We start from the raw sequence: 26,454 nt of genomic DNA on the forward strand, positions 1-26,454 counted from the left end.
TTTTAGCGCTTGCTGGCTAAATCATCGGGCATGCTTTTTTGCATGCTGTGCCAGATCTCTCCACTGCGACGACCATACTCACGTACCGTATCGACAATCTGGTCCTGCGTGGGATTCGCACTGCACAAATCCGCCAGTTGACGATAGAAGCTACGAGCCTGCTGACGCGCCTCGGGATTAGAGAAGTAGTGGCGCCCCACGCGGGTGTACAGCCCTTTCAAACCGTTCAGGATCAAACCATAAATCGGGTTACCGGAGGCAAAGGCCAAACCACGGAACACGCGATAATCCAGTTCGGTGTAGGCTTCTGCTTTATCCTCTTCGCTCAGTGCAGTTTCCAGCACCTCGCGCGCTTTGTCCGGATGATGGCGCAGTGCGCGGCTAATAAAAATCGATGCGATATTGGTACGCACCGACAGCAGATTATCAATCAACTGCGGTACGCTATCGTGATCGAGGCGGGCAAGCGTTTCGAGAATGTTTAGACCGGAGGTTTCCCAGAAATCATTCACGCGCGTGGGTTTACCATGTTGAATGGTTAACCATCCATCGCGTGCCAGACGTTGCAAAACTTCACGCAGCGTAGTGCGTGTAACGCCAATCAGTTCAGAAAGCTCACGTTCAGCAGGCAGAATAGACCCCGGCGGAAAGCGACTGTTCCAGATGCTTTCAATAATATACTCTTCAGCAAATCCTGCGGGGCTTTGCGCCTTAATCACCATAGCATTTATTTCTCATTGCTTTCTTTGTCGTAATGGCACTCATCATACCAGAGCGGCTATAGCGGAAATAGACTGACAACCTATTAAAAGCGCGCGCTGGCGCAAAATTCAGCGGTGTTTTTAACCGGTCAGACGGCAACGCACTCGTTTGCGTGGTATGGACCTTCTGCCACCTCCGCTTGATCAGTAAATGCGCTTTTTATGGCCTGGATCAGGCTTAAGTCATTTTTGTACATGATTTTTTCCCCTTACCTGGCTGGCACGGTTACGCTTTTGGTTTACACTGCGAAGCATTAATGGTTACAGGATAAGCAATATGTTGCGATATTTGAATCAATGCTCACGAGGACGCGGGGCATGGTTATTGCTGGCTCTGACAGCACTGGCTTTTGAACTGACTGCACTCTTCTTTCAACACGTCATGGGACTGAAGCCCTGCGTGATGTGTATCTACGAACGTTGTGCGCTGTTTGGCGTCATGGGCGCAGGTATCGTTGGCGCGTTCGCCCCGAAATCCCTACCACTGCGCTGGGCCGCTATCCTGATTTGGCTTTACAGCGCTTATAAGGGATTAATGCTTTCGATTGAACATACGAATATTCAGCTGCACCCGAATCCGTTTGTTACTTGTGACTTTGCCGCACGCTTCCCGACCTGGCTGCCGTTGGATAAATGGCTGCCATCAGTATTTGTCGCCAGCGGTGATTGTGCCGAACGCAGCTGGACATTCCTGACCTGGAGCATGCCACAATGGATGATCGTCATCTTTGCCGCGTATCTGCTGGTTGGCGCACTGGTGCTGATTGCCCAGCCGTTTAAGCCAAAACGCCGCGATCTGTTTAGCCGCTAATCAAAATAAAACAGGCAGCTCTCGCTGCCTGTTTTCACGTCAACCGTTACGGTCGGGTCGATCGATAATGTGATCTTCCCAGTCGCGTACTTCACTTTCCCGCACCGCAATGTAACGCACCGAGATACGCTGCGCATGCATCGCCTTTTTCGAACCGGCCACCAAGGGATGCCAGGCAGGCAATGTGCCGCCTTCGCCTAACAGACGATAGGCGCAGGTACGCGGCAGCCAGTTAAAGGTTGTGAGGTTTTCACGCGTGAGCTTGATGCAGTCCTCTTCGTACTCAAACCGGCGCTCATAGTTACGACACTGGCAGGTTTTAATATTCAGCTGATTGCAGGCCACATTGGTGAAATAGATTTCATCGGTATCCGCATCCTGCAACTTGTTCAGGCAGCACTGGCCGCAGCCGTCGCACAGTGATTCCCACTCTGCATCGTCCATTTGGTCAAGGCGTTTTGTCTGCCAGAAAGGTTGTTCAGTCATGATCGCGGTCCGGGTTGTGCAATAAGACCGCACCTTATAAAGGGTTAGGTGCGGTGATGCAAGTTTTACAGTACGCGGGTGGTAATTCCGTGACCGGCCAGCGAGATTTCGAGTTTATCGCCACATTGCATTGGCCCGACACCTTCCGGGGTGCCCGTCAGGATCACATCGCCGGCGCGCAGCGTAAAGTACTGGCTCATGTAAGCAATCAGCGGCAGGATTTTGTGAATCATATCCGCCGTGCTGCCATGCTGGCGCACTTCGCCATTCACCACTAGCTTCAGTTCAGTATCCTGCGGGTCGCCGCTGAATTCAGAAACTGGAATGAAACCTGACAGCGGGCAAGAGTTATCGAACCCTTTGGATTTTTCCCACGGCTGACCGGCTTTTTTCAGCCCCGCCTGCACATCACGCAGCGTCAGGTCCAGGGCCACACCATATCCGGCAATCGCTTTCACCACATGCTCTTCCGTTGCCTGCTTCAGCGTGGAGCCTATCAGCACCGCCAGTTCCACTTCGTGATGCACTTCGCCGAAGTTGGCTGGAATCGAAAGCGGCTGGCGCAGATCGCACACCGCCGTTTCCGGTTTGATAAACACCACCGGTTCTGTCGGCGTGGCACTGCCCATTTCCTTGATGTGCTTCGCATAGTTGCTGCCCACGCAAACCACTTTGCTGACGGGATAATCCAACAAAGCGCCCTGCCAGTTACGATGCTGATACATGCTGTTCCCCTGCATTAGTTGTGTTTGATGCCAGTCTGACTGGCGGATAGGTCAGGTTCAGTGCCGGAACGCGGCAAGCTGAGGAGGATTATATTAGCGGTTTTATGGCAGCAGACGTGGCGGAAATTGTCAAAAGTCGTTAATCATACGCAACAAACAGGATCACAACCTGGAATTATTGCCCGCAATAATGCTTTAAAGCGGGCGAATAATTAATGCAAATAACACTGAGGATTTTTACAGGGAATATTTACAGATGAATCCGAATTAAACTTTTTTACTCTGATCAAGATGAATGTTGAGCAGACTTTCAACCGGTGGTGGGATCTGTAAATAATAGCCTTGATCGCTCAAACCTTGCTTAACTTTATTGATATCTGCATTAGCCAGTTTGTCGCGTTTGTCCAGTGATAGCACCATTGCTAGCTGGGGTTTACCAAAGCCACGCAGCAGTTCTTCCGGAACGCGCGAAAAATCGTCTTTTTTTTCAACATAAAGATAAGTTTGTTCACGTTGCGGGCTTCTATAGATCACACAAAACATATTTTTTACTCGAATTAACCTATGGCGTCACTTGCCTGAATATAGCAGTAACTATAACATGCTTGCAGAACTTCGAATATTGACCGTTTGATGTTAATGACGATTTTATCGGCGTACATCTTAGGGTCGTAAAACAGGACTGAGTCAGGACAGATGTCGCAAACGCCAATCGAATTCAAGGGAAGCAGTTTTACCCTGTCAGTGGTTCATCTGCACCATTCGCAACCCGAGGTGATTCGTCAGGCGCTGCAGGACAAAATCGACCAGGCACCTGCGTTTTTGCAGAATGCACCGGTGGTGCTCAACGTGTCAGCACTGAACGGTGACATCAACTGGAAACAGATGCAGCAGGCGGTCATCGCCACCGGTTTACGCATTGTCGGTGTCAGCGGTTGTAAAGATGAAGCCCTGAAAAAGATGATTGCCCGTGCAGGCTTGCCGGTGTTGTCAGAAGGCAAAGAGAATCGCAAGCGTGCGGAAGCGCCAGTGGTTGAAGAAGCCCCGCCTATTCTGGCGCCGGTCGCTGAAACCGCCAGCAAAACCCGCATCATCAATACGCCAGTGCGCTCAGGCCAACAAATTTACGCACGGAATGCCGACCTTATCGTCACCAACAGCGTCAGCGCCGGTGCCGAACTAGTGGCGGACGGCAATATTCATATTTACGGCATGATGCGTGGTCGTGCGCTGGCGGGTGCCAGTGGCGAACGTGACAGCCAGATTTTTTGTACCAACCTCGCAGCCGAGTTGGTCTCTATTGCCGGGGAATATTGGATCATGGATCAGATTCCGGCGGAATTTTTTGGTAAAGCCGCGCGCCTGTGCCTTAAAGAGGGCGCGCTCACCATTCAGACACTTTATTAGGCCCCTTTTCTTTCGTTAAGGAAATCAACATTTATGGCACGCATCATTGTAGTTACATCGGGTAAAGGGGGCGTTGGCAAGACCACGTCAAGCGCGGCCATCGCAACCGGTTTAGCGCAGAAGGGCAAGAAAACTGTCGTGATCGATTTTGATATCGGTCTGCGTAACCTCGACCTGATCATGGGCTGTGAACGCCGTGTGGTTTATGACTTCGTCAACGTCATCCAGGGCGATGCAACCTTGAACCAGGCACTGATTCGTGACAAGCGCACGGAGCAACTCTATATCCTGCCTGCTTCACAAACACGTGATAAAGATGCGCTGACCCGCGAAGGCGTGGAAAAAGTATTAAACGACCTGGCCGCGATGGAGTTCGACTTCATCGTATGTGATTCCCCTGCGGGGATCGAAACCGGTGCGTTGATGGCACTGTACTTTGCGGATGAAGCGATTATCACCACCAACCCGGAAGTCTCTTCCGTGCGTGACTCCGACCGCATCCTCGGCATTATCTCTTCTAAATCGCGTCGTGCTGAAAATAGCCAGGACCCGGTGAAAGAGCATCTGCTGCTGACACGTTACAACCCAGGCCGCGTGACGCGTGGCGACATGCTGAGCATGGAAGACGTGCTGGAGATTCTGCGTATACCACTGGTGGGTGTGATCCCGGAAGATCAGTCGGTACTTCGTGCTTCTAACCAGGGTGAGCCGGTCATTCTCGACGCTAACTCTGACGCCGGTAAAGCTTACGCTGATACCGTAGATCGCCTGCTTGGCGAAGAACGCCCCTTCCGCTTTATTGAAGAAGAGAAGAAGGGTTTCCTGAAACGCCTGTTCGGGGGATAACCAATGGCATTATTAGATTTCTTTTTATCCCGTAAGAAGAACACAGCCAACATAGCCAAGGAAAGGCTGCAAATTATCGTAGCCGAGCGCAGAAGGGGCGACAGTGAGCCCCATTATCTGCCGCAACTGAAGCGCGATATTTTGGAAGTGATCTGTAAGTACGTGAAAATTGACCCGGATATGGTGACCGTTCAGCTGGATCAGAAAGGGGACGATATCTCCATCCTGGAACTCAACGTCACACTGCCGGAGACGGAGACGGAAGACGTTCCTAAATGATTGTAGCGGGTTCCTGATTTTCCCCTGCGTTGTGCGCAGGGGAAACCATTCCGCTTATAGCGCCTGCAGGATCTCGTCGATTCGCTTTTGCAGCAATTCACCACGCCAGCCAGTCAGTAATTCTGGTGTACGGCATCCGCTTTTCAAGCCCCAGTATACGCTTAACACCTGATTGATTTGGCGACGTGAAGCCAATAGCTCCTGACTGAAACCCGTCTCTTCGCTTACCTGTAACACCAGCGCTTTGATAGCTTTAAATGCCTGTTTGTAATGCGGATGGTCAATCAGATTGGGCAACGGTTGTGGCAAGGTCGCTTCATCCTGAGCCTGAGCTTCCGCCACCAGCGCCACCATCGCTTTCCCGTGGAAGCGAATCTCGTGACCGTTCAGGCCCAAATGATCGAGCTCACCCAGGCTACCCGGCATAAAGCGCGCCACTTTCCACAGATTCTCTTCACGCACCACAAAATTCACGGCCATGTCTTTCTGACGGGCGATGTTCAAACGCCATGCCGCCAGGCGTTGCAGCGCTGCTAACTGGCGCGGTCGCAACTGCCATGCGTTGGTGATGTCGCGCCATGCATCCTCTGGCTGTAAAACGTCAAGACGACGCTGGCAAAGATTATCGCATTCGCTCAGCGCGGCAGCCATGTTGCCTGCGGCTTGCGTCTGCTCAACTAACTGATGGGCAATCGGCAGAAGATAAGCGACATCTGCTGCGGCATAGTCGCATTGACGCTCAGTGAGCGGGCGCGCCAGCCAGTCAGTACGGGATTCGCTCTTATCCAGTTCGATTTGGTGAAAGTGATTAACCATCGAAGCGAAGCCCCATGACAGCGGCTGCCCAGCGAAGGCCGCCAGGATTTGGGTATCGATCATCGGATCAGGCAGGCATTTAAAACGATGCAAGAAAACTTCAAGATCTTCGCCACCGGCGTGCAGGAACTTCGTCACCTGCTTGTCTTGCAGCAGTGCGATGAACGGCGTCCAGTCACTGATGTTGAGCGGATCGATCAGAACCAGTTGTTCACCATCGAACAGCTGGATCAGACCCAACTGCGGATAGTAAGTGCGCGTGCGCACGAATTCAGTATCCAGCGCAACGGCATTATGCTGGCGCGCTTGTTCGCACACGGCAGCCAGCTGGCTGTTTTGGTCGATCAGGGTGTAATTCACGTATTCATTCTCGCTGCGGCACACTTCGCGCAGCGCTCCATGTTAAAAGCAATAAAAACGCCGGACTGAGCCGGCGTTAACCTGGAGAGAAAGGCAGCTTACTGCCCTTCTCGCTTCGCCTCGTCACGCAATTCGCGGCGCAAAATTTTGCCCACGTTGGTCTTCGGCAGCTCGTCTCTAAACTCGATAATCTTCGGCACTTTGTAGCCGGTGAGCTGACGGCGGCAATGATCCAGCACTTCCTCTTTCGTCAGTGAAGAATCCTTTTTAACGATGCACACTTTCACCGCTTCACCGGAAAGGTCGCTGGGAACGCCGATTGCGGCGGCTTCGCGCACTTTCGGATGCTGCATCAGCACATCTTCGATTTCGTTAGGATACACGTTAAAGCCTGACACCAGAATCATGTCTTTCTTACGATCGACGATGCGAATAAAACCTTCGCCATCAACGGTAACAACATCACCGGTGTGCAGCCAGCCATTTTTCAACACTTCTTCGGTAGCATCCGGTCGCTGCCAGTAACCGACCATCACCTGTGGACCACGAATACAGAGTTCACCCGGTTCACCTGGCGCCACATCGTTATCTTCGTCATCGACGATACGCACATCCGTGGAGGGTACAGGAAGACCGATGCTGCCGGTGTGGCAAGTGATGTCATACGGATTGACCGATACCAGCGGTGAACATTCAGTCAAACCATAACCTTCGAGCAGATAATGCCCGGTGAGTTTTTCCCAACGCTCAGCCACGGCCTTTTGCACGGCCATGCCGCCGCCAGCAGAAAGACGCAGCGTGGAGAAATCGAGCTTATTAAAGTTTTCGTCGTTGAGCAGCGCGTTAAACAGCGTATTGACGCCGGTAATGGCGGTGAACGGGAATTTGCTTAGCTCTTTGACAAAACCGGGGATATCACGCGGATTGGTGATCAGCAGGTTGGTACCGCCGAGATCGAGAAACAGCAGGCCGTTTACCGTTAACGCAAAGATATGGTAAAGCGGGAGTGCCGTGACCACCTGCTCTTTGCCTGCACGCAGCAGTTTGCCATAGGTGGCTTTGGTCTGCTCCAGGTTTGCCTGCATATTGCCGTGAGTTAGCATCGCGCCCTTGGCGACGCCGGTGGTGCCGCCGGTGTATTGCAGGAATGCCAGGTCACTGTTAGTCAGCGTCGGACGCTGGTAAGTCATCTGCGCACCCTGCTGCAACGCGCTGCGGAACGGCACCGCACCGGGCAGATGGTATTTCGGCACCAGCTTCTTCACATACTTCACCACGAAGTTGACCAGCGTGGCTTTGACCGGGGCAAGTTGGTCACCCATGCGCGTCAGCATCACGTGCTTGATCGGTGTTTCCGCGACGACTTTTTCAAGCGTGTGGGCAAAGTTGGACACAATGACAATCGCACTGGCACCGCTGTCATTCAGCTGATGTTTCAGCTCACGCGGCGTGTAGAGCGGGTTAACGTTGACCACCACCATACCCGCACGCAGCACGCCAAACAGCGCCACCGGATATTGCAGCAAGTTTGGCATCATCAGCGCCACGCGGTCGCCCTGCTTCAGGCCCAACCCTTGTTGCAGCCAGGCCGCAAAGTCGCGACTTTGCTTATCCAGCTGACGATAGGTCATCGGCTGACCCATATTAATAAACGCCGTTTGATCGGCATACTGCAATGCTGCGTGCTCGAAAAGTTCGACCAAAGAGGTATAACGGTCCGCATTAATCTCCGCAGGAACATCTGCCGGATAGCGTTTAAGCCAAACCTTATTCAAAGAATCACCCCGATATTCTTGTTGCGTAGCCATCGCCGCCTCTGCAATCAGTGTTGTTAACAATATTTTAACTGATTGTACCAGTTTGCCTGTTTCGGCATTTTCAGGTTGCGAAGCGCATCACTAAATTTCGCGCATCGGTTGCGCGCCCAATAAAAAAGCCCGGTCGCGAGCACCGCGACCGGGCCGTCAAATAATGAAGATGAATTATTCGGTCAGGATAGTTTCCACCTGCGCGGGACCGGTATTCATGTTCATCCCCCAATAAGGATTAGGCCCCCAGTAACCCGGATGACGACGCGTTGGCCCATACCAAATCCAGGGATCGATAGGCTGCGGTGGCGTCATCACCTGCTGTGTCAGATGCCAGCGCTGATAGCCACGGACATCCACCACCACAAAGTTGTAGCTGGCTTTACCAATTTCACCTTTTTCGGTGCCTTTGATATTACCCAGTACCGTGACGTACTGATTGTTCAGATCCACCGGATCAACAAAACCGCGAATGTCGGCAAAGATACGCCCAACCGATGCGGAACCTAAACGCGGCCGCGCACTGTCATCCAGCGGTTGGGTGGCGATCTCCAGGCGCGTCACGCCCGTCAGATTGGTGACTTTCACCACTTTACCGCCAAAACGTGACTCCTGGCCGACATACAGCTTAGGCGCATTCATCACGCGTAATAAATCTTGCTGTGGAAGTTGAGAACTCCCTTTAATGGAATCTGGCACCGAAACGCAGCCGCTGAGCAACAGCGCGCAGGCTAACAGAGCGCCAGACATCCCTTTACGACTTATTGGCATAGCACTTCTCCTGTTATTTCTCAGTTAGACTGGGCGCTTACGGAATAGTTGCGTGGCGCTTAACGGCCTGGCAACTTTTTCCATGCCACTTCATTACGCAGGTAAACCGGCTCGGCATTCTCCACCGCTACCGACTCACCGCGCTGCCAGGCACTCAATGCCAGCGGCAGCATATCCTCCGCTGCTGGCAGAGTTACTTCTGTGGTCATTAAGGTTGCGCCCGTCGAGCTTAACAGATGCGGATAAGCCGCCCAGCCGGTGCCGACCGTTGCCCACTCGCCGCTTAGCTGGCCGATGCGCGCCTGCACATCTTCGGGTTTCAAAACGGCTTCCGAGTCCGCACCTTGCCATTCACCGTTAGCATCACGCTGATATTCGGCCCAGTAAACTTCGCCCATGCGCGCGTCGATGGCAGCCAGCACGCGGTTAGCGCCGGTTAAGCGCCATGCGCCCTGAGCCATAGTCGCGAGAGAAGAGACGCCGATCATCGGCAAGTTCGCACCCAGCGCCAGCCCTTGCGCAATACCAATGCCAATGCGCACGCCAGTGAAACTACCCGGTCCACGGCCGAACGCCAGCACGTCAAGCGCGGTCAGATCCAGCTGCTGCGCCTGCAACAGCTCTTGTACCAGCGGTAAGATGCGTTGGGTGTGATCGCGCGGGGCGATTTCAAAGCGGGCATCGATCTGCTGCTGATTGAGCAGCGCGGCAGAACAGGCTTCTGTCGCCGTGTCCAGAGCTAAAATTCGGGCGGACATAACAACCTCTGAAAGTCAAAATGGCGCGCATCTTAACACAGCCTGGCACAAATTAGTGCTTCTCTGGCTGGCGGACGAAAGCGATGGCACGCTGTAAATCGCGGGTACGCGGCGTGGGTGGCAGACTATTGAGGAATAACCCACCGTACGGGCGCGACACCAGGCGCTGATCGCAAATCACCAGCACGCCACGGTCTTCCGTGTCGCGGATTAAACGGCCAACGCCCTGCTTCAGGGTGATCACGGCATCCGGCAGTTGCACATCATTGAAGGGATCGCCACCGCGTAAACGGCAATCTTCCATGCGCGCTTTCAGCAACGGATCTTCCGGCGAGGTAAACGGCAGCTTATCGATAATCACCAATGACAGCGCATCACCTCGCACATCAACGCCTTCCCAGAAACTGCTGGTCGCTACCAGTAAGGCGTTACCGGCCTCAAGGAACTGCTTCAGCAGCTGGCCTTTACTGGTTTCTCCTTGCAACAACACCGGCAAAGTCATCGAGGCGCGGAATTCGGCGGCCAGTTCGCGCATCATCTTGTGCGAAGTACAGAGGAAGAAGCAGCGTCCTTTATTGGCATCGATCAGCGGTTTCATCATCTGTGCCAGCTTACGGGCACCGCCGGGTTGATTGGGTTCCGGCATATTGCGAGGCACACATAACAGCGCCTGCTGGGTGTAATCGAAAGGACTGTCGAGAATCATGGTGGTGGCTTTGTCGACGCCCAATCGGCTGGAGAAGTGGCTCATCTGCTCATTCACCGCCAGCGTGGCGGAGGTGAATACCCACGCCGCTTTACGGTTATCCATCACTTCACGAAAACGTTCGGCGACCGATAGCGGGGTTAACGCCAGCGTAAAGTGGCGGCTGGTGCATTCATACCAGTAGCTAAAGCCGGGTTCATCAATGGCGCGCAGACGTTTAAGGCGAGTGCGATATAACGCGGCGCGCTCAAACGCCGCATCCAGCAACGCCGAGCGCCCCAGCGACAATTTAATCACGTCGTAGCAAAGCTCCAGCGCATCATCCAGCAGGGTCAACATGCGCATGATGTTGTTGTCGCTTAGCAGGTCACGCAGATTGCCGCGAAAACCCGGCTCGCCGAGCGTTAAACGGAAATCCTGCGCGCACTGTGCCAGACGGTCGGCTGATTTCTGTAGCTGCTGCACGTCGCGCACCTCAGTGCGATAGGCAATAATGATGTCTTTGGCGAGGTCCTGCAGTTGGCGGCTCGAAAGCTGCTGACCAAAGTACTGACTGGCGATATCGGGTAGCTGATGCGCTTCATCGAAGATCATCACATCAGCCTCAGGAATCAGCTCGCCAAATCCGCCCTCTTTCACGACAAGATCGGCAAGGAACAGATGGTGGTTCACCACCACCACATCGGCATCCATGGCTTTTTTACGCGCTTTCACCACAAAGCAATCTTTGTAGAGCGGGCAATCGCTGCCAAGGCAGTTATCGTTAGTGCTGGTGACAAAGGGCCAGATCGGACTGTCTTCGGCCACGTCGGAACAGCTGCTGACATCGCCATCCGAAGTTTGATTTGACCAGCTGCGCACATTAATTAAATCCCCGAGCGCCTGCACGGTGAGATCGCCACCGGTTTGATTCTGCTGCTCCAGACGTTCGAGGCATAAATAGTTGGAACGCCCCTTCAGCAGGGCAGTTTTACCGCTGAACTTCAGGGCACGAGCGATGGTGGGCAAATCGCGGTTATACAGCTGATCCTGTAAGGCTTTGGATCCGGTCGAGATAATGACCTTTTTTTTCGCACGCAATGCGGGTGCCAGATAGGCATAGGTTTTACCGGTACCGGTGCCGGCTTCGACCACCAGCTCACCGCCCTTCTTCACCGTTTCCATGACCGCTTGCGCCATTTCACGCTGCGCGGCACGCGGTTTGAAACCTGGAATAGCCTGCGCCAGCGCGCCATCTGCTGCAAAATCGTCTGCCACACATCCTCACCGATTGGTCAAAAACACTGTAATTATGTCAGGATTCCCCTGAGGCGACCACAACAGATGACAGCGCCCTACTGGATATGGCAGGCTAGCGCAGCGAAATAACAGGAGAACACCATGACCATTACGCGTATTGATCCCGCACCCCGCATGTCAGAAGCCGTTGTGCATAACCAGACCGTCTATTACACCAGCGTGCCAGAAAATCTGGATGACGATGCCGAAGCGCAAACCGCCAACGCGCTGGCGGTGATTGACGCGATTCTGACCCGAGTCGGATCAGACAAAAGTAAGATTCTTGATGCCACAATTTTCCTGGTCGATAAAGCTGACTTTCCGGCCATGAACCGTGCATGGGATGCGTGGGTTTCACCTGACAACGCGCCAGTGCGTTGCACCGTGCAAGCCGAGTTGATGAATCCGAAGTACAAAGTGGAAATCAAAATCATCGCCGCACTGTAACCCTTTCGGGCGTTATTCGTCTTCTTCGTCGTCTTCGAACATCGCCCGAATCGATTCACCCTGATAGCTCTGACGGATCTCGTGTGCCACTTGCGCAATCGCCTGACCACTCGCCATGCCACCCGCCATCAATTCCTGGATACGTTCCACAGCTTGCTGCTGCTGTTCATGAGATAAAGCCGGAAGACCTGTAAACATTATTTGCTCCTGGTGCAAAAGGGGACGCATTATTCCATGAGGAACAAACAGGTGCCAGCGACAAAAAAATGTGCCAGGCTACGCGCCTGCTTGTTGGATTAATTAGCCCGATGATCGTAAAAACCCTTAACCTGAAGTATACGCCGGATGCGCTGTTGCACCGTTTTTCTGCGCTTGCTCATCGTCCCTGGGCGATGTTGCTCACCTCTGGCAATGCCAACCACGCCGATAATCGTTTTGACATTTTAACGGCGGATCCCCGTGCCACGCTTACCACGCGCGGCGAGATGACGGAAATCGACTGCGACGGCAAGGTGATCCTCTCCGCCGATGATCCACTGCACCTGGTGCAGCAACAGTGCGAAATGCTGGGCGCGACTCCACTGTTTGATGCTGATCTGCCTTTCCAGGGCGGCGCGCTGGGTTTGTTTGGTTATGATCTGGGACGCCGCTTTGAAATCTTACCGCAGCGCGCTGAGCAGGATCTGACAACGCCGGATATGGCAGTCGGCATCTACGATTGGGCTTTGATCGCGGATCATCATCAGCAAAAACTCACCCTGATTTCACTCACCGATGCCGGGCAACGCTGGCAGTGGCTGCAGGCGCAGGCGATTCCGCAGCCTAAAGCTTTTGCGCTAACCAGCGACTGGCAGTCAAACCTTAGTTTTGATGAATACGCCGCGCGTTTTGCACAGGTTCAACATTACATTCAGGCCGGTGATTGCTATCAGGTGAATCTGGCGCAACGCTTTCAGGCTCGCTATCACGGCGATGAGTGGCTGGCCTTTTTACGACTCAACCGCGACAACCGTGCGCCTTTTAGTGCTTTTATCCGCTTACCTAAAAGCGTCATTCTCAGTCTGTCACCGGAACGCTTTCTCTCGTTACAGCAAAAGGGGATTGAAACCCGTCCGATCAAAGGCACTTTGCCACGCTTAGCCGATCCAGAAGCCGATCGCTTGCAGGCTGAGAAACTGGGCCATGCGGAAAAAGATCGCGCCGAGAACCTGATGATTGTCGATTTGCTGCGCAATGACATTGGCCGCGTGGCAGAACCTGGTAGCGTTAGCGTCCCTGAGTTGTTTGTAGTGGAACCTTTCCCGGCGGTGCATCATCTGGTGAGCACAGTACGAGCGCGACTACCTCAACATCTCGGCGCAACCGATCTCCTGCGCGCCTGTTTCCCCGGCGGCTCCATTACCGGTGCACCAAAAATTCGCGCGATGGAGATTATTGAGGAACTGGAACCGCAGCGCCGCAACGCCTGGTGCGGCAGCATCGGTTACATCAGCCTGTGTGGTCGCATGGATACCAGCATCACTATCCGCACGTTAATCGCTGAAAATCAGCATCTTTATTGTGCGGCAGGTGGTGGCCTGGTGGCGGATAGCGATGTGGAGCTGGAATATCAGGAGACCTTCCACAAGGTCAATCGTATCTTGCCCAGCCTGAGCGGCGAGGTTTAAATGAGCCTGACGCTCGACCAGTTCCTGAACCGCTTTGTCATGCAACCCCCTGTGAGTGCGCCCAAAAGCGTTATCAGCGGGCGGCGAGCGGCCGTGTTGGTACCGGTGATCGACGGTGCTGAACCGGGTTTACTGCTGACGCGTCGCTCATCACACCTGCGGAAACACGCGGGCCAGGTCGCGTTCCCCGGCGGCATGCAGGATGCAACGGATGATTCGCTGATCCACACTGCACTGCGTGAGGCCGAAGAAGAAGTCGGCATTCACCCCGCTCAGGTTAGCGTCGTGGGTGTGTTACCGCCCGTGACCAGCAGCACCGGTTTTGCCGTCACGCCGGTAGTCGGCATTATTCCAGCGGACCTGCCTCTCAATATTAATCCTGACGAAGTGGAAAGCACCTTCGCGATGCCGCTGGCAGAAGCCCTGCGTCTCAGTCGCTACAGTGGACTCAGCTTGCGCCGTGGTCATCGTCAGCATCAGGTGTGGTTATCGTGGTATGAGGATTATTTTATCTGGGGCATGACCGCCGGTATTATTCGCGCATTAAGTCAGCAAATCGCCCTTCCCTGAGTTCCGCGCTGCATGTTACTTCCGCCATAAACTCGATCCACTTTACAACCGCAGAATGGGATAACTATTTCTGTGGCTTATAATTAGTTTATTTCATGCGAAAAGCTGCTCGCTGAGTCACGCGGACGATTACTATTAGCCGCATAAACGGCCTCAGCCGTACAGAATAAGATTTGTGAGGAGTGTCACCGGTGATTAGTGTTTTTGACATGTTCAAAGTGGGCATTGGCCCATCCAGTTCACATACCGTAGGTCCGATGAAAGCGGGCAAGCAGTTTGTTGATCTGCTGGCCGAACAGGGAAAATTGCAAGACGTGACGCGCATTGCCGTCGACGTCTATGGCTCGCTGTCGCTCACAGGTAAAGGTCACCATACCGATATCGCCATCATTATGGGGCTGGCCGGCTTTGAGCCCGCCACCGTGGATATCGATAGCATTCCCGCTTTTATTAAAGACGTCGAGCAGCGCGAGCGCCTGCTGCTGGCGAACGGTGCACGTGAAGTCGACTTCCCACGCGAAGGCGGCATGGTGTTTCGCAGTGAAAATCTGTCGTTGCATGAAAACGGCATGACGGTTTTCGCCTTTGCCGGCGATCTGTTGATCCTGACCAAGACCTACTACTCGATTGGCGGCGGATTTATCGTTGATGAAGAGCATTTCGGCCAATCCGTACTGGATGAGGTCTCGGTGCCGTATGCGTTCAACTCTGCCAAAGAGTTGTTGAGCCACTGCCATGAAAGTGGATTGTCCCTTTCCGGTTTGGTGATGAAGAATGAGCTGGCGCTGCACAGCCGTGAAGACATATATGCCTATTTCGGCAACGTCTGGCAAACCATGCAGGCCTGTATCGATCGCGGCTTAAATACGGAAGGCGTATTGCCGGGTCCACTGCGCGTGCCGCGCCGCGCTGCCTCGTTGCGTCGTTTACTGGTTTCTTCTTCCAAGCACTCCAATGACCCGATGAACGTGATTGATTGGGTCAACATGTTTGCCCTGGCGGTCAATGAAGAAAATGCCGCCGGTGGACGGGTGGTCACCGCGCCAACCAACGGCGCCTGCGGTATCGTCCCTGCGGTGCTGGCCTATTACGATCACTTTATTGAGACCGTGACGCCGGACATCTTCATCCGTTACTTCCTGGCCTCGGGTGCCATTGGCGTGTTGTATAAAATGAATGCCTCGATTTCAGGTGCTGAGGTGGGCTGTCAGGGCGAAGTCGGTGTGGCCTGTTCGATGGCTGCCGCTGGCCTGGCGGAGTTGCTCGGCGCCAGCCCGGAGCAGGTGTGTGTCGCCGCTGAAATCGGTATGGAACATAACCTGGGATTGACCTGTGACCCGGTGGCAGGTCAGGTGCAGGTGCCGTGTATCGAACGTAATGCTATCGCCTCAGTGAAAGCCATCAATGCTGCGCGCATGGCGTTGCGCCGTACCAGTGAACCACGTGTTTCACTGGATAAGGTGATCGAAACTATGTACGAAACTGGTAAAGACATGAATGCCAAATATCGTGAAACCTCACGCGGTGGCCTGGCGATCAAAGTTCAATGTGATTGACCAGGTGTGTTGAAAAAATAATCAATTAGATTTTTTTCTGCATCTCACGCTACCTCCCTGTGAGTAAACCAGATACATTAATTTGCGCGCGGCCCTTAGTGGCCGCGCTGTTTTTTAGTGCCGCTTTTTTTCTCTGCGGTGCGCTAAACCTGGCCGCCTCAATGCCGATAACCTACACGTTAATTTGGCTTCAATTTTTGTTTTGCAAGGTGGTTACTGATGCTCATTCCCCAGCAATTTGTCGGTCAATTTCGCCGTAAGCGTTTGCTTATCGCGTTGGTGATCGCGGCGCTGGTTCTGATTCTCACGCTGACTTTTCGTTATATCGAAGAGAAATCGCGTATTGAGCAGCAGTCCCTGAATTTTGCCAGTCGCGCCATTGAGCGCTTTGACCGCATGTTCTCCCCGCTGGATGTCTCCGCCAACAACACGCTTGGGCTGGTTGGCGTGCCTTGCGCACAAGTTCGCTATCCGTTAATCGAAAAGATTTCTTCATTGCAGACCGTGCGCACCATCCTGCTGGTGCAGGATGACAGTATTTACTGCTCCAGTATTTACGGCCCGCGCAATATTTCGTTTAGCCAGACCTATCCAGAGTTGGCGATTAATAATCAGCGCATGATGCTGACCACCGATAATTATCTGCTGAAAGGCTCACCGGTCTTGCTGCTGTGGACACCCAAATCGCTGGATAATCGCGATGGGCTGCTGCAGGTTATCAATGTGGAATTGATGACGAATTATTTGCTAGAGCCACAGTTACCCTGGGTCGAACGGGCCATTTTTAATGTCGGCGGACAGAGTCTGGAATATGGCAATCCGCTGATTGAAGAGACAGTGCCATCGGAAGATGAAGTGGCTTTTGATCAGGCTTCACTGCGTTACCCCTACAGCATTACCTTGTATGGCCCTTCTCCAGCGCGTCTGGCGTTGCATACGCTTCCTTCACAGCTACCGTTGGCGGTGCTGCTGAGTTTGCTGATGGGCTATATCGTTTGGTTAGCCACCGCGAACCGCATGAGCCTCAGCTGGCAAATCAGCTATGGCATTACCGCGAATGAATTTATGGTGTATTGCCAGCCGCTGATTAACGCCAAAAGTGGTGAGTGCGATGGCATGGAGTTGTTGCTGCGCTGGCACAATGCGCGTCAAGGCTGGGTTGCGCCGGATGTGTTTATCCCGCTAGCTGAGCGTCAGAACCTGATAGCACCACTGACGCGCTTTGTGTTAGCCAAAGTGGTGGATGAGTTGCCTAACCTGCCGCAATGTTCTTCTTTCCATATTGCGATTAACGTTGCCGCCAGCCATTTCCGCGATCGTGCGATTGTCGAGGATCTGCAAAGTATCTGGTGGCCCGCTAACCCGCTGCCGAAGCTGGTGGTCGAGTTGACCGAGCGCGATGCGCTGCCGGTGATTGATCAATCTGTGGTGTCGCAGTTGCATGAGATCGGCGTGCGCCTGGCGATTGACGATTTCGGTACCGGACACAGTTCCCTCGCCTACCTGAAAGACCTGAAGCCGGACGTGCTGAAAATTGACAAGATTTTCACTGCGGCTATCGGCACCGACGCGATTAACGCCACGGTGACAGATATGGTGATTTCGCTGGCGCAGCGTTTGAACATTGCGTTAGTGGCTGAGGGCGTGGAAACCGCGGAGCAGGCACACTATCTGCGTGAGCGCGGCGTGGATCATTTACAGGGCTATTATTACGCCCGTCCAATGCCCATCGAAGATTTCCCTGTGTGGCTGGAGCAGCATCAGGCGCATTTGAGGGCCTGATGTTGGGTAGGGTTGTTGTGTCTGATGCTGGGTTGGGTTGGATTGCTCTGTTTGATGGTGCGTTCGATTGCTGTGTCTTAGGGTGCGTTCCAGCCAGTAAAGGGGGATGTTCCGTAAAGACGGCGTGAATACATCCCTGTAGCCTCGGACGCCGCATCCCTGCGGCGTACGCTTTACTCCTCATCCCCCTTTACCGGCTTCATGTGGCATTTTTGCGGTCTGCATAGCGCTGTACCTGGAATGGGTCAATCGCGTTGTGCGTTCAACCTATTCGTTCATTACCTATTTCTCAGTGTGAGTGTGAAAGGTGCCAACGCCATTTATGGCGAACCACTTACTGCTTAATCACATCCCCTCAGTGAGTGAATAAAATGTGCCAACGCTATTTAGGACGGGTCACAGAAATAAAAAAGGCCGATATCGTGGATATCGGCCTTTTCGATGACAATTAACTTAGCGCTTACGCCTCATGCTCTTCATCTTCATGCGGCTTATCTTTGGTTACGCGCACCAGGTCGATACGATAATCCGTAGCCTCAATGATTTGGAAGTGCAGCGGCGGCAGGTCGATGATCTCACCAGGCTGCGGCAGTTGGCCTTTCTGGGCAATTAACAGACCCGCCAGCGAGGCATGATCTTCTTCCCGATCCACCAGCTCATGGTGGTCGAGCAACTGCTGCAGTGAGTGCAGATCGGTACCGCCCTTCACTAACCAGCCATCACCATCCGCGATAATATCGGGCGTTTCATCTTCATCCGGGAACTCACCGGCAATCGCTTCCAGCACGTCCAGTGGGGTAATCAAACCTTGCACCACACCAAATTCGTTGGTGACGATGACAAAGCTGCCTTTAGCGCGGCGCAGCACGCCCAGCAGGTTGATCGGATCCAGCGTTTCAGGCACCACTATCGCCGGAGTGGTAGCAGCAAACGTCGCCACGTCCATACCATGCTCCAGCGCCACCAGCAGTTCTTTAGCACGCACCACGCCGATGATCTCATCCAGCTCACCGCGACATACCGGGAACAAACTGTGCGGCGTGTCGAGGAGCTGAATACGGATTTCATCCACCGGACGTTCAGCATCAACCCATGAGATATTGCCGCGTGGCGTCATGATGCTACGAATGGAGCGCTGTGACAGCGTCAACACGCCGTTGATCATATAACGCTCTTCGTCTTTAAATGCTTCCTGTGGCATCGCCTGCGTCAGCGCAGCTTCTTCAGTGGTCACCAGCTGATGACGCTGGCGACCGCCCATCAGGCGCAAGATCGCTTCAGCCGTACGTTCTCGCATCGGCCGATGTTCCTGATGGCGAATAAAGTTACGACGCGCAATTTGGTTGAACAACTCAATCACAATCGAGAAGCCAATTGCGGCGTACAGATAGCCTTTCGGAATGTGGAAACCGAAGCCTTCCGCCACCAATGACAAACCAATCATCAGCAGGAAGCTTAAGCAAAGCACCACGACCGTCGGATGGGCATTGACGAAGTTGGTCAACGGCTTCGAAGCCAACAGCATCACACCCATGGCAATCACCACGGCGGTCATCATCACCGGCAGATGGTTGACCATCCCCACTGCGGTAATCACCGCATCAAGCGAGAATACTGCGTCCAGCACCACAATCTGGATCACCACGGCCCAGAAGCTGGCATAACCTTTGTTGCCCTGATGTTCCATGCCGCGGTTTTCCAACCGCTCATGCAGTTCCATGGTTCCCTTGAATAACAGGAACAAACCACCGAACAACAGAATTAAATCTCGCCCGGAAAAACTGAAATCGCCTACGCTGAATAGGGGTCGCGTCAATGTCACGATCCAGGAAATCAGCGACAGCAGGCCCAATCGCATCACGAGAGCGAGTGACAGACCAATCAGACGCGCTTTATCACGCTGTTTCGGTGGCAACTTGTCCGCCAGGATGGCGATGAACACCAGGTTGTCGATGCCGAGAACGATCTCCAGCACGATCAGCGTTAGCAAACCCGCCCAAATTGAGGGGTCGAAGAGAAATTCCATCAATGACTCCTTACAACACAGAGGGGCGAACGAGATTGAGCCTGCGCGGTGAAGCGAGACGAGAGATCGTTAGCAAATGAGGTCACGCTGAAGAGCGTTGTAGTGTGCGCCAGAAAGCGCTGAGAACATGTTGAGCGACGTCGGTGACGGTCCATATAGGTGAGCTGAAGCCCGATACTCCTGAATATTAAACAGAACGCTAATGTATCAGTTACATCAACAACGTCAAAAAATTTTATTACATTTACAAACAACTGCACAAACGCAGGAATAACGAACATAAATGCAATTTTGCAGCGTTACGCTCGAAATAGCTGACAAACATCACATAAATTATTTTTTCGCACACTAAAATAAATCGCGACCTTACTGCTGTGCAGCGGACAGTTTCGGAACATTTATTGATGCGACTCTTCATCTTAGACCCAAACGATCCACCTGAATCAACAACGGTAATTCTCAATGATTCCCGGCAATGCCAGAGAATCTCTCATGCGAACGGAGGTAGCAAGTGACCATTGCTATTGTAATTGGTACACATGGCTGGGCGGCAGAACAGCTGCTTAAAACAGCAGAAATGTTGTTGGGTGAGCAGGAAAATGTCGGATGGATTGATTTCGTGCCCGGCGAAAATGCAGAAACGCTAATCGAAAAGTATCAGGCGAGACTGGCAGAACTCGACACGTCGAAAGGCGTGCTGTTCCTGGTGGATACCTGGGGTGGCAGTCCATTCAACGCGGCCAGCCGCATTGTGGTGGATAAGCCGGATTATGACGTCATCGCCGGGGTGAACATCCCGATGCTGGTGGAAACCCTGATGGGGCGCGATGATAATCCATCCTTTGAGGAATTGATTCATATTGCCGTGGAAGCCGGCCGCGAAGGTGTTAAAGCCCTCAAGACCGAAACCCCTACCCCGGAAGCTGCAGCACCCGTTGCCGCACAAGCCCCGGCGCAACCGCAAAAGCCTTTGGCACCAGGCGAGCACATGAAGATCGGCCTGGCGCGCATCGATGACCGTTTAATTCACGGCCAGGTGGCAACCCGCTGGACCAAAGAGACCAACGTGACTCGCATCATCGTCGTCAGTGATGAAGTGGCTAATGACCATGTGCGTAAAACGCTGCTGACGCAGGTGGCCCCTCCTGGCGTGACCGCACACGTGGTGGATATTGCCAAGATGATCCGCGTGTGGAACAACCCGAAATATGGCCGTGACCGCGTGATGCTGCTGTTTACCAATCCTACCGATGTGGAACGGATTGTTGAACAAGGCGTGGATATCAAGTCGGTCAACATCGGCGGCATGGCATTCAAACAGGGTAAAACCCAGGTCAACAACGCAGTTTCGGTCGATCAGAAGGACATTGAAGCCTTCCGTAAACTGAATGAACGCGGTATTGAGTTGGAAGTGCGTAAAGTTTCAAACGACCCAAGACTGAAAATGATGGACCTGATTGCCAAGGTCAATCAGTAGTTCGCTTTTGCCTGCGCTGGCGGGCGAATACTTGAGACCTTGCTGAGGAGAAAAGCAATGGAAATAACCACGCTACAAATCATCCTGATATTTATTGTGGCTTGTATTGCCGGGATGGGATCGATTCTTGATGAGTTCCAGTTCCACCGTCCACTGGTGGCCTGTACCTTGATTGGTGCGGTTCTGGGTGACATGAAAACCGGTATCATCATCGGTGGTACCCTGGAAATGATCGCGCTGGGCTGGATGAACATCGGTGCGGCGGTTGCACCCGATGCGGCACTGGCCTCCATCATTTCGACCATTCTGGTTATCGCAGGTGGCCAAAGTGTTGGTGCGGGTATCGCACTGGCGATTCCACTGGCGGCAGCCGGCCAGGTTCTGACCATCATCGTCCGTACCATCACCGTTGCCTTCCAGCACGCTGCCGATAAGGCCGCCGAGAAAGGCAATCTGAGCGCCATCAGCTGGATCCACGTCTCCGCACTGGTATTGCAGGCGATGCGTATTGCAATTCCAGCCCTGATTGTGGCGATTTCAGTGGGTACCAGCGTGGTACAGGAACTGTTGAGTTCAATTCCAGAAGTGGTCACCAACGGTCTGAACATCGCCGGTGGCATGATCGTGGTGGTCGGTTACGCGATGGTCATCAACATGATGCGCGCAGGCTACCTGATGCCGTTCTTCTATCTGGGCTTTGTGACGGCGGCCTTCACCAACTTCAACCTGGTTGCTCTGGGCGTGATTGGTGTGGTCATGGCGGTGCTGTATATCCAGCTGGCGCCGAAATATAACCGTACAGCAGGCGCGGCCGCTGCCGGCCCTGCACACAATGACCTCGACAACGAACTCGACTAGGAACAGGTGAAATCATGGTTGATACAACTAACACGCAAAAGAAACTCACCCCGAGCGATGTCCGTGGTGTGTTCATCCGCTCTAACCTGTTTCAGGGTTCATGGAACTTTGAACGTATGCAGGCGCTGGGCTTCTGCTTCTCAATGGTGCCGGTGATTCGTCGCCTCTATCCTGAGAACAACGACGATCGTAAACAGGCGATTAAGCGTCATCTGGAATTCTTTAATACCCATCCATACGTGGCAGCACCGGTGCTCGGCGTTACCATGGCGATGGAAGAGCAGCGTGCTAACGGCGCGGCGATTGATGATGCCGCGATTAACGGCATTAAAGTCGGCCTGATGGGACCGCTGGCGGGGGTGGGCGACCCGATCTTCTGGGGTACCGTTCGCCCGGTGTTTGCTGCACTCGGTGCCGGTATCGCGATGAGCGGCAGCTTGCTCGGTCCCCTGCTGTTCTTCATTCTGTTTAACGCCGTGCGTATGCTGACGCGTTATTACGGTGTGGCGTATGGTTATCGCAAAGGCGTGGATATCGTCAGCGATATGGGTGGCGGCTTCCTGCAAAAGCTCACGGAGGGGGCGTCGATTCTCGGCCTGTTTGTCATGGGGGCGCTGGTCAACAAGTGGACACACGTGAACGTGCCGCTTGTGGTGTCCCGCATTACCGATCACACCGGCAAAACCACCGTGACCACCGTTCAATCGATCCTCGATCAGCTGATGCCGGGCTTAATCCCGCTGCTGCTGACCTTCGGCTGTATGTGGCTGCTGCGCCGTAAAGTTAACGCACTGTGGATTATCGTGGGCTTCTTTGCCCTGGGTATCTTTGGTTACTGGATCGGCCTGCTCGGTCTGTAATCATCTCGCCGGGGGCTTCGGCTCCCGGCAGTTTTCAGCGAAGTTACCTGAGCGCCAACGTTGAGGTAAATTCGGTTGAGGAAGAAAATGTAATGTCACTGACTGACGCTCTGATTGCCCTGCTGATCATCGCTTTCGCCCTGTTCGCAATTTACGATGACGCTATCCTGCCGCGGCGCAAGGGGCCGACCAAATTGCGTGTCGCGCTGCGTCGTCGCCATAAGATCGACAGCGGCATTTTTATCGTGTTGCTGCTGATTTTGCTGTGGAATAACGTCAGCAACCATGGCCCGCAGCTCACCACCACGCTGCTGATGGTGCTGTGCTTTATGGCAATCTGGCTGTTCTGGCTACGCACGCCGAAACTGTTGATGAAGACAGAGGGACTGTTCTTCGGCAGCGTGTGGATCGACTATCGTCGTATTCAAAGTATGAACTTGTCTGAGGATGGCATTTTAGTCATGCAACTGGAACAGCGTCGCCTGCTGATTGCTGTGCAACAGCTCGACGACCTGGAACGTATCTACAATACGCTGGTGGAAGCGCGTTAAGTGCGCTGCCATAGCGTCAGCATGAAGTCGGCATCGCAGCTAAAGCTATCGGCTGCCACCAGCTGTTGCCAGACTTCTTCGCGCGCGCGCCAGGCAAAAGGCGTCATCTGCAGCAAGCTCACCGCTTCGGCCCCATTTAACGTCATCTCATAACGCAGATTGTGTTGCCCGACCTGGCTAAAACCTTCGTAAGCCTTTTCTTCTGCCGCGTGCAGCTGCACTTCACGATAAATCAGCGCCTTGAACTGCTGCAGATGATGTGGACCCGGCGTCACCGTCAGCAGATAGCCGCCCGTTTTCACCACCCGGTTCAGTTCGGTTTCATTACAGGGAGCATAGATGCGCACAATGCCCTCCAGCGATGCATCAGCAAAGGGTAAACGCTGGCTGGAGGCGACACAAAATTTCACCGTGCGATAACGTTTAGCCGCCATGCGAATCGCCGCTTTCGCCACATCCAGGCCAAACAACTGCGCCTGCGGAAGGGCTTCTGCCATTGCTGCGGTGTAGTAACCCTCGCCACAGCCAATATCCAATACCTGTGCCGCCTGGCCATTCAGGCGCTGTGCCAGATGTTGCGCCACTGCATCGCGTAATGGCTGATAGTGGCCGGCATCAAGAAATGCGCGACGTGCCAGCAGCATTTCCGCACTGTCACCCGGTTCCTTTGAGCCTTTATGCTGCACCGGCAACAAATTAACGTACCCTTCTTTAGCCTGATCGAATTGGTGACCTGCATCGCAGCGGAAGCTGTTGGCTTGCTGGTGCAAATGTTGCTGGCAAAGGGGGCAAATCAAAGACATAGACAACTCCGGGTTCACGATTCGCGCGCAGTTTACCCTGATCGTCTGGCAACAGAAAGGATAAAAGAAAAGCCCCGGTCAGAGACCAGGGCTTTACAATTCGTGTCAGCGGCGCATGGCACCGAGTCTGAGAACGAAATCAGATAGCAGTAACGTTTACTGCAGCTGGACCTTTCTGGCCGTCCTGAATTTCGAACTCAACAGCCTGGCCTTCAGCCAGAGTTTTGAAGCCGTTACCCTGGATTGCAGAGAAGTGTACGAATACGTCTTTGCTGCCGTCAGCAGGAGTAATGAAACCAAAACCTTTAGACTCGTTGAACCACTTAACCTGACCTTTAATCTTTGCCATTTTTGCAAATTCCTTTGATTGTTAATATTGCCCGAAGGCAGTCTTACAGATAAACCAGAGACGTTACTGAATGAGGCACTAATTTAAGGTTCGGCAAGGAAGCGGAATTCAACGTCAACGTCTTTACTCGTAACTTCTTTACTGAAGATGCCATACATAAACAGAACTGTACCTCGTTTGACCCAAGAGTCGTTATCACATATCCGCAAATTAATGGCAAGCCATTTTTAAACGGTGATCGACATGACGCACATAATTGGCCGTTGCTCTGCACTCTTCTGCCATTAGCATATTGACAGATGACGGAATAACTGCACAAAAAAATGTTATATGTCAGAGTAGTTAGCGCCAGTACTTACATTAGTCAAGCGTAGCGACGCAATCTAAACCAGCACAATTAAAGCGGTCAAGGCTACGCAAAAAGTATTGCATTAATATGGCATTGATAAAATATTTCGCCAAAAAATTAACGTGGAATGCAACATTCGTGCGCTGAGCAAAAGTTGTACAACCCGATTTATTAAGTACAAGTCATTAATTGTTTTGCACCAAAATCAGGAAAATATAAGCGCTCTTGCCCCAAATATTTGCACGCTCGTTTTGGCGGTTATCTTATTTTTAACTAACGACTCTACAATTAAATGTTAAAAAAACGCACTGCGACGCTTGATTTAACAAATCGGGCTTAGGACACATCTGAATCACTATTCTGCAAGCTTCGGCTGGTGCCTATTCTCCATGGCATAAAGCGTGAGTCCCCTTCTCCCGCGGATTGCATTGCTTGCGCCAAAGCGGCAGGAGGTTCATCTAAAGGATCATCCGCCAGTTCAAACACACCCCAGTGGATCGGCAGCGTTAACGGACGCCCTATCGCCTGCCATAAACGCACCGCCTGATCGGGGTCCATATGTTGACCGCGCATGCACCATTTTGGTGCATAAGCGCCAATGGGCAACGCGGCAAGATTAAAGGGCCCGAGACGTTCAGCAATTTCTAACAGGTTTTCGCTATAGCCACTGTCACCTGAAAACCAAAAATTCACACTCTGGTTTCGCACCACCCAGCCACACCACAGTGAGCGATTACGATCCCAGAAAGTTCGCATGCTCCAGTGCCGCGCGGGTACGGCAGTCAGCGTCACTCCTGCGATATCAATGGATTGCCACCAGTCGCGTTCGGTGACATGACGCACGCCACGTTTGCGACACCAGGTTCCCATACCCAGCGGCACAACAAATTGCGCATCCGGGAAACGACGTGCGATGCGCTTTACCGTAGGTCGATCGAGATGGTCGTAGTGATTGTGCGAAATCAGTACCACGTCGAGATGTGGCAACTGTGCAATATGGAGCGGAGCGGGCGTTTTACGCTGTGGTCCAGCAAACGGCAGCGGTGAAGCACGCGCAGAGAGTGCCGGATCGATGAGAATATAGCGGCGATTGAGCCGCATCAACACGGCGGCATGACCTAACCACCAGACGCGATCGTCATCACCGCCCAGATCGCTTTCCTGATACCAGCGGGCAATGAATGCCGGATAACCGGCCTGAGGCGGCAGCGGCAAATGGTCCGCTTTGCGCTCCCGCCGCCAGCGCTGCAAATCCCCTGGCTGGCGCAATTCCGGTTCCGGATTGCGGAAACCTTCTGGCGTGTGATGCGCCAGCGTTGCGTCGTACCAGGGATTTTGCCAGGCCAT

28 protein-coding genes are annotated in these 26,454 nt (G+C 53.3%); 13 read left to right on the forward strand and 15 right to left on the reverse strand.

Going from position 1 to position 26,454, the window contains the following annotated elements; genetic code table 11:
* Nucleotides 1-2 precede the first annotated feature (2 nt).
* Nucleotides 3-722: a fatty acid metabolism transcriptional regulator FadR gene (gene fadR / locus QMZ65_RS02055; protein WP_034828755.1), complete on the reverse strand. Its 720-nt coding sequence runs from the start codon at nucleotides 720-722 to the stop codon at nucleotides 3-5.
* A 316-nt stretch (nucleotides 723-1,038) separates the two neighbouring features.
* Here fadR and dsbB point away from each other — a divergent pair, with 316 nt between their 5' ends.
* Complete coding sequence (gene dsbB / locus QMZ65_RS02060) at nucleotides 1,039-1,572, forward strand: disulfide bond formation protein DsbB (protein WP_034828752.1); 534 nt, start codon at nucleotides 1,039-1,041, stop codon at nucleotides 1,570-1,572.
* A gap of 39 nt (nucleotides 1,573-1,611) precedes the next feature.
* Here dsbB and ycgN read toward each other — a convergent pair whose 3' ends face one another.
* The 3 genes from ycgN to QMZ65_RS02075 all read right to left on the reverse strand — a co-directional run bounded on the left by ycgN (nucleotide 1,612) and on the right by QMZ65_RS02075 (nucleotide 3,326).
* Nucleotides 1,612-2,058 carry a cysteine cluster protein YcgN gene (gene ycgN / locus QMZ65_RS02065; protein ID WP_034828749.1) on the reverse strand — a complete coding sequence of 149 codons (447 nt, stop codon included), beginning with the start codon at nucleotides 2,056-2,058 and terminating at the stop codon, nucleotides 1,612-1,614.
* A 65-nt stretch (nucleotides 2,059-2,123) separates the two neighbouring features.
* On the reverse strand, nucleotides 2,124-2,783 hold the full coding sequence (locus QMZ65_RS02070; protein ID WP_283215286.1) for a fumarylacetoacetate hydrolase family protein: 660 nt from the start codon (nucleotides 2,781-2,783) through the stop codon (nucleotides 2,124-2,126).
* Nucleotides 2,784-3,050: 267 nt separating this feature from the next.
* Nucleotides 3,051-3,326, reverse strand: a complete 276-nt coding sequence (locus QMZ65_RS02075) for a YcgL domain-containing protein (RefSeq protein WP_058959843.1) — start codon at nucleotides 3,324-3,326, stop codon at nucleotides 3,051-3,053.
* A 153-nt stretch (nucleotides 3,327-3,479) separates the two neighbouring features.
* On the opposite strand from QMZ65_RS02075, the gene minC reads away from it, so the two are divergent.
* From minC to minE, 3 genes are read left to right on the forward strand one after another with little or no spacing between them, the layout of a single operon-like run.
* Nucleotides 3,480-4,190, forward strand: a complete 711-nt coding sequence (gene minC, locus QMZ65_RS02080; RefSeq protein ID WP_034828744.1) for a septum site-determining protein MinC — start codon at nucleotides 3,480-3,482, stop codon at nucleotides 4,188-4,190.
* Between the two features lie 33 nt (nucleotides 4,191-4,223).
* Nucleotides 4,224-5,036: a septum site-determining protein MinD gene (minD, locus tag QMZ65_RS02085; RefSeq protein ID WP_034828743.1), complete on the forward strand. Its 813-nt coding sequence runs from the start codon at nucleotides 4,224-4,226 to the stop codon at nucleotides 5,034-5,036.
* 3 nt (nucleotides 5,037-5,039) lie between these two features.
* The gene (minE, locus tag QMZ65_RS02090) at nucleotides 5,040-5,315 is read left to right on the forward strand and encodes a cell division topological specificity factor MinE (protein ID WP_034828741.1); all 276 of its coding nucleotides are present in this window, start codon (nucleotides 5,040-5,042) and stop codon (nucleotides 5,313-5,315) included.
* Nucleotides 5,316-5,369: 54 nt separating this feature from the next.
* Here minE and rnd read toward each other — a convergent pair whose 3' ends face one another.
* The 5 genes from rnd to yoaA all read right to left on the reverse strand — a co-directional run bounded on the left by rnd (nucleotide 5,370) and on the right by yoaA (nucleotide 11,791).
* Nucleotides 5,370-6,491, reverse strand: a complete 1,122-nt coding sequence (gene rnd, locus QMZ65_RS02095) for a ribonuclease D (protein WP_283215287.1) — start codon at nucleotides 6,489-6,491, stop codon at nucleotides 5,370-5,372.
* Nucleotides 6,492-6,589: 98 nt separating this feature from the next.
* Nucleotides 6,590-8,266 carry a long-chain-fatty-acid--CoA ligase FadD gene (gene fadD / locus QMZ65_RS02100; RefSeq protein ID WP_283215288.1) on the reverse strand — a complete coding sequence of 559 codons (1,677 nt, stop codon included), beginning with the start codon at nucleotides 8,264-8,266 and terminating at the stop codon, nucleotides 6,590-6,592.
* A gap of 207 nt (nucleotides 8,267-8,473) precedes the next feature.
* Nucleotides 8,474-9,070 (reverse strand): Slp family lipoprotein, encoded by a 597-nt coding sequence (locus tag QMZ65_RS02105; RefSeq protein ID WP_283215289.1) that lies wholly within the window; start codon nucleotides 9,068-9,070, stop codon nucleotides 8,474-8,476.
* A gap of 59 nt (nucleotides 9,071-9,129) precedes the next feature.
* Nucleotides 9,130-9,828 (reverse strand): tRNA (adenosine(37)-N6)-threonylcarbamoyltransferase complex dimerization subunit type 1 TsaB, encoded by a 699-nt coding sequence (tsaB, locus tag QMZ65_RS02110; protein ID WP_283215290.1) that lies wholly within the window; start codon nucleotides 9,826-9,828, stop codon nucleotides 9,130-9,132.
* A 52-nt stretch (nucleotides 9,829-9,880) separates the two neighbouring features.
* Entirely contained in the window at nucleotides 9,881-11,791 is a 1,911-nt protein-coding gene (yoaA, locus tag QMZ65_RS02115) for a DNA repair helicase YoaA (RefSeq protein WP_283215291.1), read from the reverse strand.
* A gap of 123 nt (nucleotides 11,792-11,914) precedes the next feature.
* Between yoaA and QMZ65_RS02120 the strand changes: the two genes are divergently transcribed.
* Nucleotides 11,915-12,259 (forward strand): RidA family protein, encoded by a 345-nt coding sequence (locus QMZ65_RS02120; protein WP_097116882.1) that lies wholly within the window; start codon nucleotides 11,915-11,917, stop codon nucleotides 12,257-12,259.
* Nucleotides 12,260-12,271: 12 nt separating this feature from the next.
* Here the strand turns inward: QMZ65_RS02120 and QMZ65_RS02125 are convergent, their stop codons facing one another.
* The gene (locus tag QMZ65_RS02125; RefSeq protein WP_034828730.1) at nucleotides 12,272-12,457 is read right to left on the reverse strand and encodes a YoaH family protein; all 186 of its coding nucleotides are present in this window, start codon (nucleotides 12,455-12,457) and stop codon (nucleotides 12,272-12,274) included.
* 110 nt (nucleotides 12,458-12,567) lie between these two features.
* On the opposite strand from QMZ65_RS02125, the gene pabB reads away from it, so the two are divergent.
* From pabB to pdeD, 4 genes are all read left to right on the forward strand, one after another.
* Nucleotides 12,568-13,926, forward strand: a complete 1,359-nt coding sequence (gene pabB / locus QMZ65_RS02130) for an aminodeoxychorismate synthase component 1 (protein WP_283215292.1) — start codon at nucleotides 12,568-12,570, stop codon at nucleotides 13,924-13,926.
* Nucleotides 13,927-14,496 (forward strand): CoA pyrophosphatase, encoded by a 570-nt coding sequence (locus QMZ65_RS02135; protein WP_097116881.1) that lies wholly within the window; start codon nucleotides 13,927-13,929, stop codon nucleotides 14,494-14,496.
* 191 nt (nucleotides 14,497-14,687) lie between these two features.
* Nucleotides 14,688-16,052, forward strand: coding sequence for an L-serine ammonia-lyase (locus QMZ65_RS02140; protein ID WP_058962469.1), 1,365 nt, complete (start codon nucleotides 14,688-14,690; stop codon nucleotides 16,050-16,052).
* Between the two features lie 219 nt (nucleotides 16,053-16,271).
* Complete coding sequence (gene pdeD, locus QMZ65_RS02145) at nucleotides 16,272-17,834, forward strand: cyclic di-3',5'-guanosine monophosphate phosphodiesterase PdeD (RefSeq protein ID WP_097116880.1); 1,563 nt, start codon at nucleotides 16,272-16,274, stop codon at nucleotides 17,832-17,834.
* 460 nt (nucleotides 17,835-18,294) lie between these two features.
* Here the strand turns inward: pdeD and QMZ65_RS02150 are convergent, their stop codons facing one another.
* The gene (locus QMZ65_RS02150; RefSeq protein WP_283215293.1) at nucleotides 18,295-19,860 is read right to left on the reverse strand and encodes a TerC family protein; all 1,566 of its coding nucleotides are present in this window, start codon (nucleotides 19,858-19,860) and stop codon (nucleotides 18,295-18,297) included.
* Nucleotides 19,861-20,371: 511 nt separating this feature from the next.
* On the opposite strand from QMZ65_RS02150, the gene manX reads away from it, so the two are divergent.
* The 4 genes from manX to QMZ65_RS02170 all read left to right on the forward strand — a co-directional run bounded on the left by manX (nucleotide 20,372) and on the right by QMZ65_RS02170 (nucleotide 23,606).
* Nucleotides 20,372-21,337 (forward strand): PTS mannose transporter subunit IIAB, encoded by a 966-nt coding sequence (gene manX / locus QMZ65_RS02155; RefSeq protein WP_160833635.1) that lies wholly within the window; start codon nucleotides 20,372-20,374, stop codon nucleotides 21,335-21,337.
* A 57-nt stretch (nucleotides 21,338-21,394) separates the two neighbouring features.
* Nucleotides 21,395-22,195, forward strand: coding sequence for a PTS mannose/fructose/sorbose transporter subunit IIC (locus QMZ65_RS02160; protein ID WP_034828717.1), 801 nt, complete (start codon nucleotides 21,395-21,397; stop codon nucleotides 22,193-22,195).
* A 14-nt stretch (nucleotides 22,196-22,209) separates the two neighbouring features.
* Nucleotides 22,210-23,055 carry a PTS mannose transporter subunit IID gene (locus tag QMZ65_RS02165; protein WP_038646579.1) on the forward strand — a complete coding sequence of 282 codons (846 nt, stop codon included), beginning with the start codon at nucleotides 22,210-22,212 and terminating at the stop codon, nucleotides 23,053-23,055.
* Between the two features lie 92 nt (nucleotides 23,056-23,147).
* On the forward strand, nucleotides 23,148-23,606 hold the full coding sequence (locus QMZ65_RS02170; protein WP_058960161.1) for a DUF986 family protein: 459 nt from the start codon (nucleotides 23,148-23,150) through the stop codon (nucleotides 23,604-23,606).
* Here QMZ65_RS02170 and rlmA read toward each other — a convergent pair.
* The 4 genes from rlmA to QMZ65_RS02190 form a co-directional block, all read right to left on the reverse strand.
* Nucleotides 23,603-24,409 carry a 23S rRNA (guanine(745)-N(1))-methyltransferase gene (gene rlmA / locus QMZ65_RS02175; RefSeq protein ID WP_160833636.1) on the reverse strand — a complete coding sequence of 269 codons (807 nt, stop codon included), beginning with the start codon at nucleotides 24,407-24,409 and terminating at the stop codon, nucleotides 23,603-23,605. The two genes, QMZ65_RS02170 and rlmA, sit on opposite strands and share 4 nt — an antisense overlap.
* A gap of 139 nt (nucleotides 24,410-24,548) precedes the next feature.
* A complete protein-coding gene (gene cspE / locus QMZ65_RS02180; protein ID WP_034828712.1) occupies nucleotides 24,549-24,758 on the reverse strand; it encodes a transcription antiterminator/RNA stability regulator CspE in 210 nt (69 codons plus the stop codon).
* An 83-nt stretch (nucleotides 24,759-24,841) separates the two neighbouring features.
* Nucleotides 24,842-24,916, reverse strand: a complete 75-nt coding sequence (locus QMZ65_RS02185; protein WP_128599124.1) for a DUF2627 domain-containing protein — start codon at nucleotides 24,914-24,916, stop codon at nucleotides 24,842-24,844.
* Nucleotides 24,917-25,443: 527 nt separating this feature from the next.
* Nucleotides 25,444-26,454 carry an MBL fold metallo-hydrolase gene (locus QMZ65_RS02190; RefSeq protein WP_283215294.1) on the reverse strand — a complete coding sequence of 337 codons (1,011 nt, stop codon included), beginning with the start codon at nucleotides 26,452-26,454 and terminating at the stop codon, nucleotides 25,444-25,446.

The sequence above is a fragment of the Pantoea sp. EABMAA-21 genome (assembly GCF_030053335.1).
Classification (GTDB): Bacteria; Pseudomonadota; Gammaproteobacteria; order Enterobacterales; family Enterobacteriaceae; genus Pantoea; species Pantoea communis.

What these genes read in the sequence shown, in the direction of transcription:
- fadR (WP_034828755.1), bottom strand. Translation starts at nt 722, where the DNA reads ATGGTGATTAAGGCGCAAAGCCCCGCAGGATTTGCTGAAGAGTATATT.
- dsbB (WP_034828752.1), top strand. Translation starts at nt 1,039, where the DNA reads ATGTTGCGATATTTGAATCAATGCTCACGAGGACGCGGGGCATGGTTA.
- ycgN (WP_034828749.1), bottom strand. Translation starts at nt 2,058, where the DNA reads ATGACTGAACAACCTTTCTGGCAGACAAAACGCCTTGACCAAATGGAC.
- QMZ65_RS02070 (WP_283215286.1), bottom strand. Translation starts at nt 2,783, where the DNA reads ATGTATCAGCATCGTAACTGGCAGGGCGCTTTGTTGGATTATCCCGTC.
- QMZ65_RS02075 (WP_058959843.1), bottom strand. Translation starts at nt 3,326, where the DNA reads ATGTTTTGTGTGATCTATAGAAGCCCGCAACGTGAACAAACTTATCTT.
- minC (WP_034828744.1), top strand. Translation starts at nt 3,480, where the DNA reads ATGTCGCAAACGCCAATCGAATTCAAGGGAAGCAGTTTTACCCTGTCA.
- minD (WP_034828743.1), top strand. Translation starts at nt 4,224, where the DNA reads ATGGCACGCATCATTGTAGTTACATCGGGTAAAGGGGGCGTTGGCAAG.
- minE (WP_034828741.1), top strand. Translation starts at nt 5,040, where the DNA reads ATGGCATTATTAGATTTCTTTTTATCCCGTAAGAAGAACACAGCCAAC.
- QMZ65_RS02105 (WP_283215289.1), bottom strand. Translation starts at nt 9,070, where the DNA reads ATGCCAATAAGTCGTAAAGGGATGTCTGGCGCTCTGTTAGCCTGCGCG.
- tsaB (WP_283215290.1), bottom strand. Translation starts at nt 9,828, where the DNA reads ATGTCCGCCCGAATTTTAGCTCTGGACACGGCGACAGAAGCCTGTTCT.
- QMZ65_RS02120 (WP_097116882.1), top strand. Translation starts at nt 11,915, where the DNA reads ATGACCATTACGCGTATTGATCCCGCACCCCGCATGTCAGAAGCCGTT.
- QMZ65_RS02125 (WP_034828730.1), bottom strand. Translation starts at nt 12,457, where the DNA reads ATGTTTACAGGTCTTCCGGCTTTATCTCATGAACAGCAGCAGCAAGCT.
- pabB (WP_283215292.1), top strand. Translation starts at nt 12,568, where the DNA reads ATGATCGTAAAAACCCTTAACCTGAAGTATACGCCGGATGCGCTGTTG.
- QMZ65_RS02135 (WP_097116881.1), top strand. Translation starts at nt 13,927, where the DNA reads ATGAGCCTGACGCTCGACCAGTTCCTGAACCGCTTTGTCATGCAACCC.
- pdeD (WP_097116880.1), top strand. Translation starts at nt 16,272, where the DNA reads ATGCTCATTCCCCAGCAATTTGTCGGTCAATTTCGCCGTAAGCGTTTG.
- QMZ65_RS02150 (WP_283215293.1), bottom strand. Translation starts at nt 19,860, where the DNA reads ATGGAATTTCTCTTCGACCCCTCAATTTGGGCGGGTTTGCTAACGCTG.
- QMZ65_RS02160 (WP_034828717.1), top strand. Translation starts at nt 21,395, where the DNA reads ATGGAAATAACCACGCTACAAATCATCCTGATATTTATTGTGGCTTGT.
- QMZ65_RS02165 (WP_038646579.1), top strand. Translation starts at nt 22,210, where the DNA reads ATGGTTGATACAACTAACACGCAAAAGAAACTCACCCCGAGCGATGTC.
- QMZ65_RS02170 (WP_058960161.1), top strand. Translation starts at nt 23,148, where the DNA reads ATGTCACTGACTGACGCTCTGATTGCCCTGCTGATCATCGCTTTCGCC.
- rlmA (WP_160833636.1), bottom strand. Translation starts at nt 24,409, where the DNA reads ATGTCTTTGATTTGCCCCCTTTGCCAGCAACATTTGCACCAGCAAGCC.
- cspE (WP_034828712.1), bottom strand. Translation starts at nt 24,758, where the DNA reads ATGGCAAAGATTAAAGGTCAGGTTAAGTGGTTCAACGAGTCTAAAGGT.
- QMZ65_RS02190 (WP_283215294.1), bottom strand. Translation starts at nt 26,454, where the DNA reads ATGGCCTGGCAAAATCCCTGGTACGACGCAACGCTGGCGCATCACACG.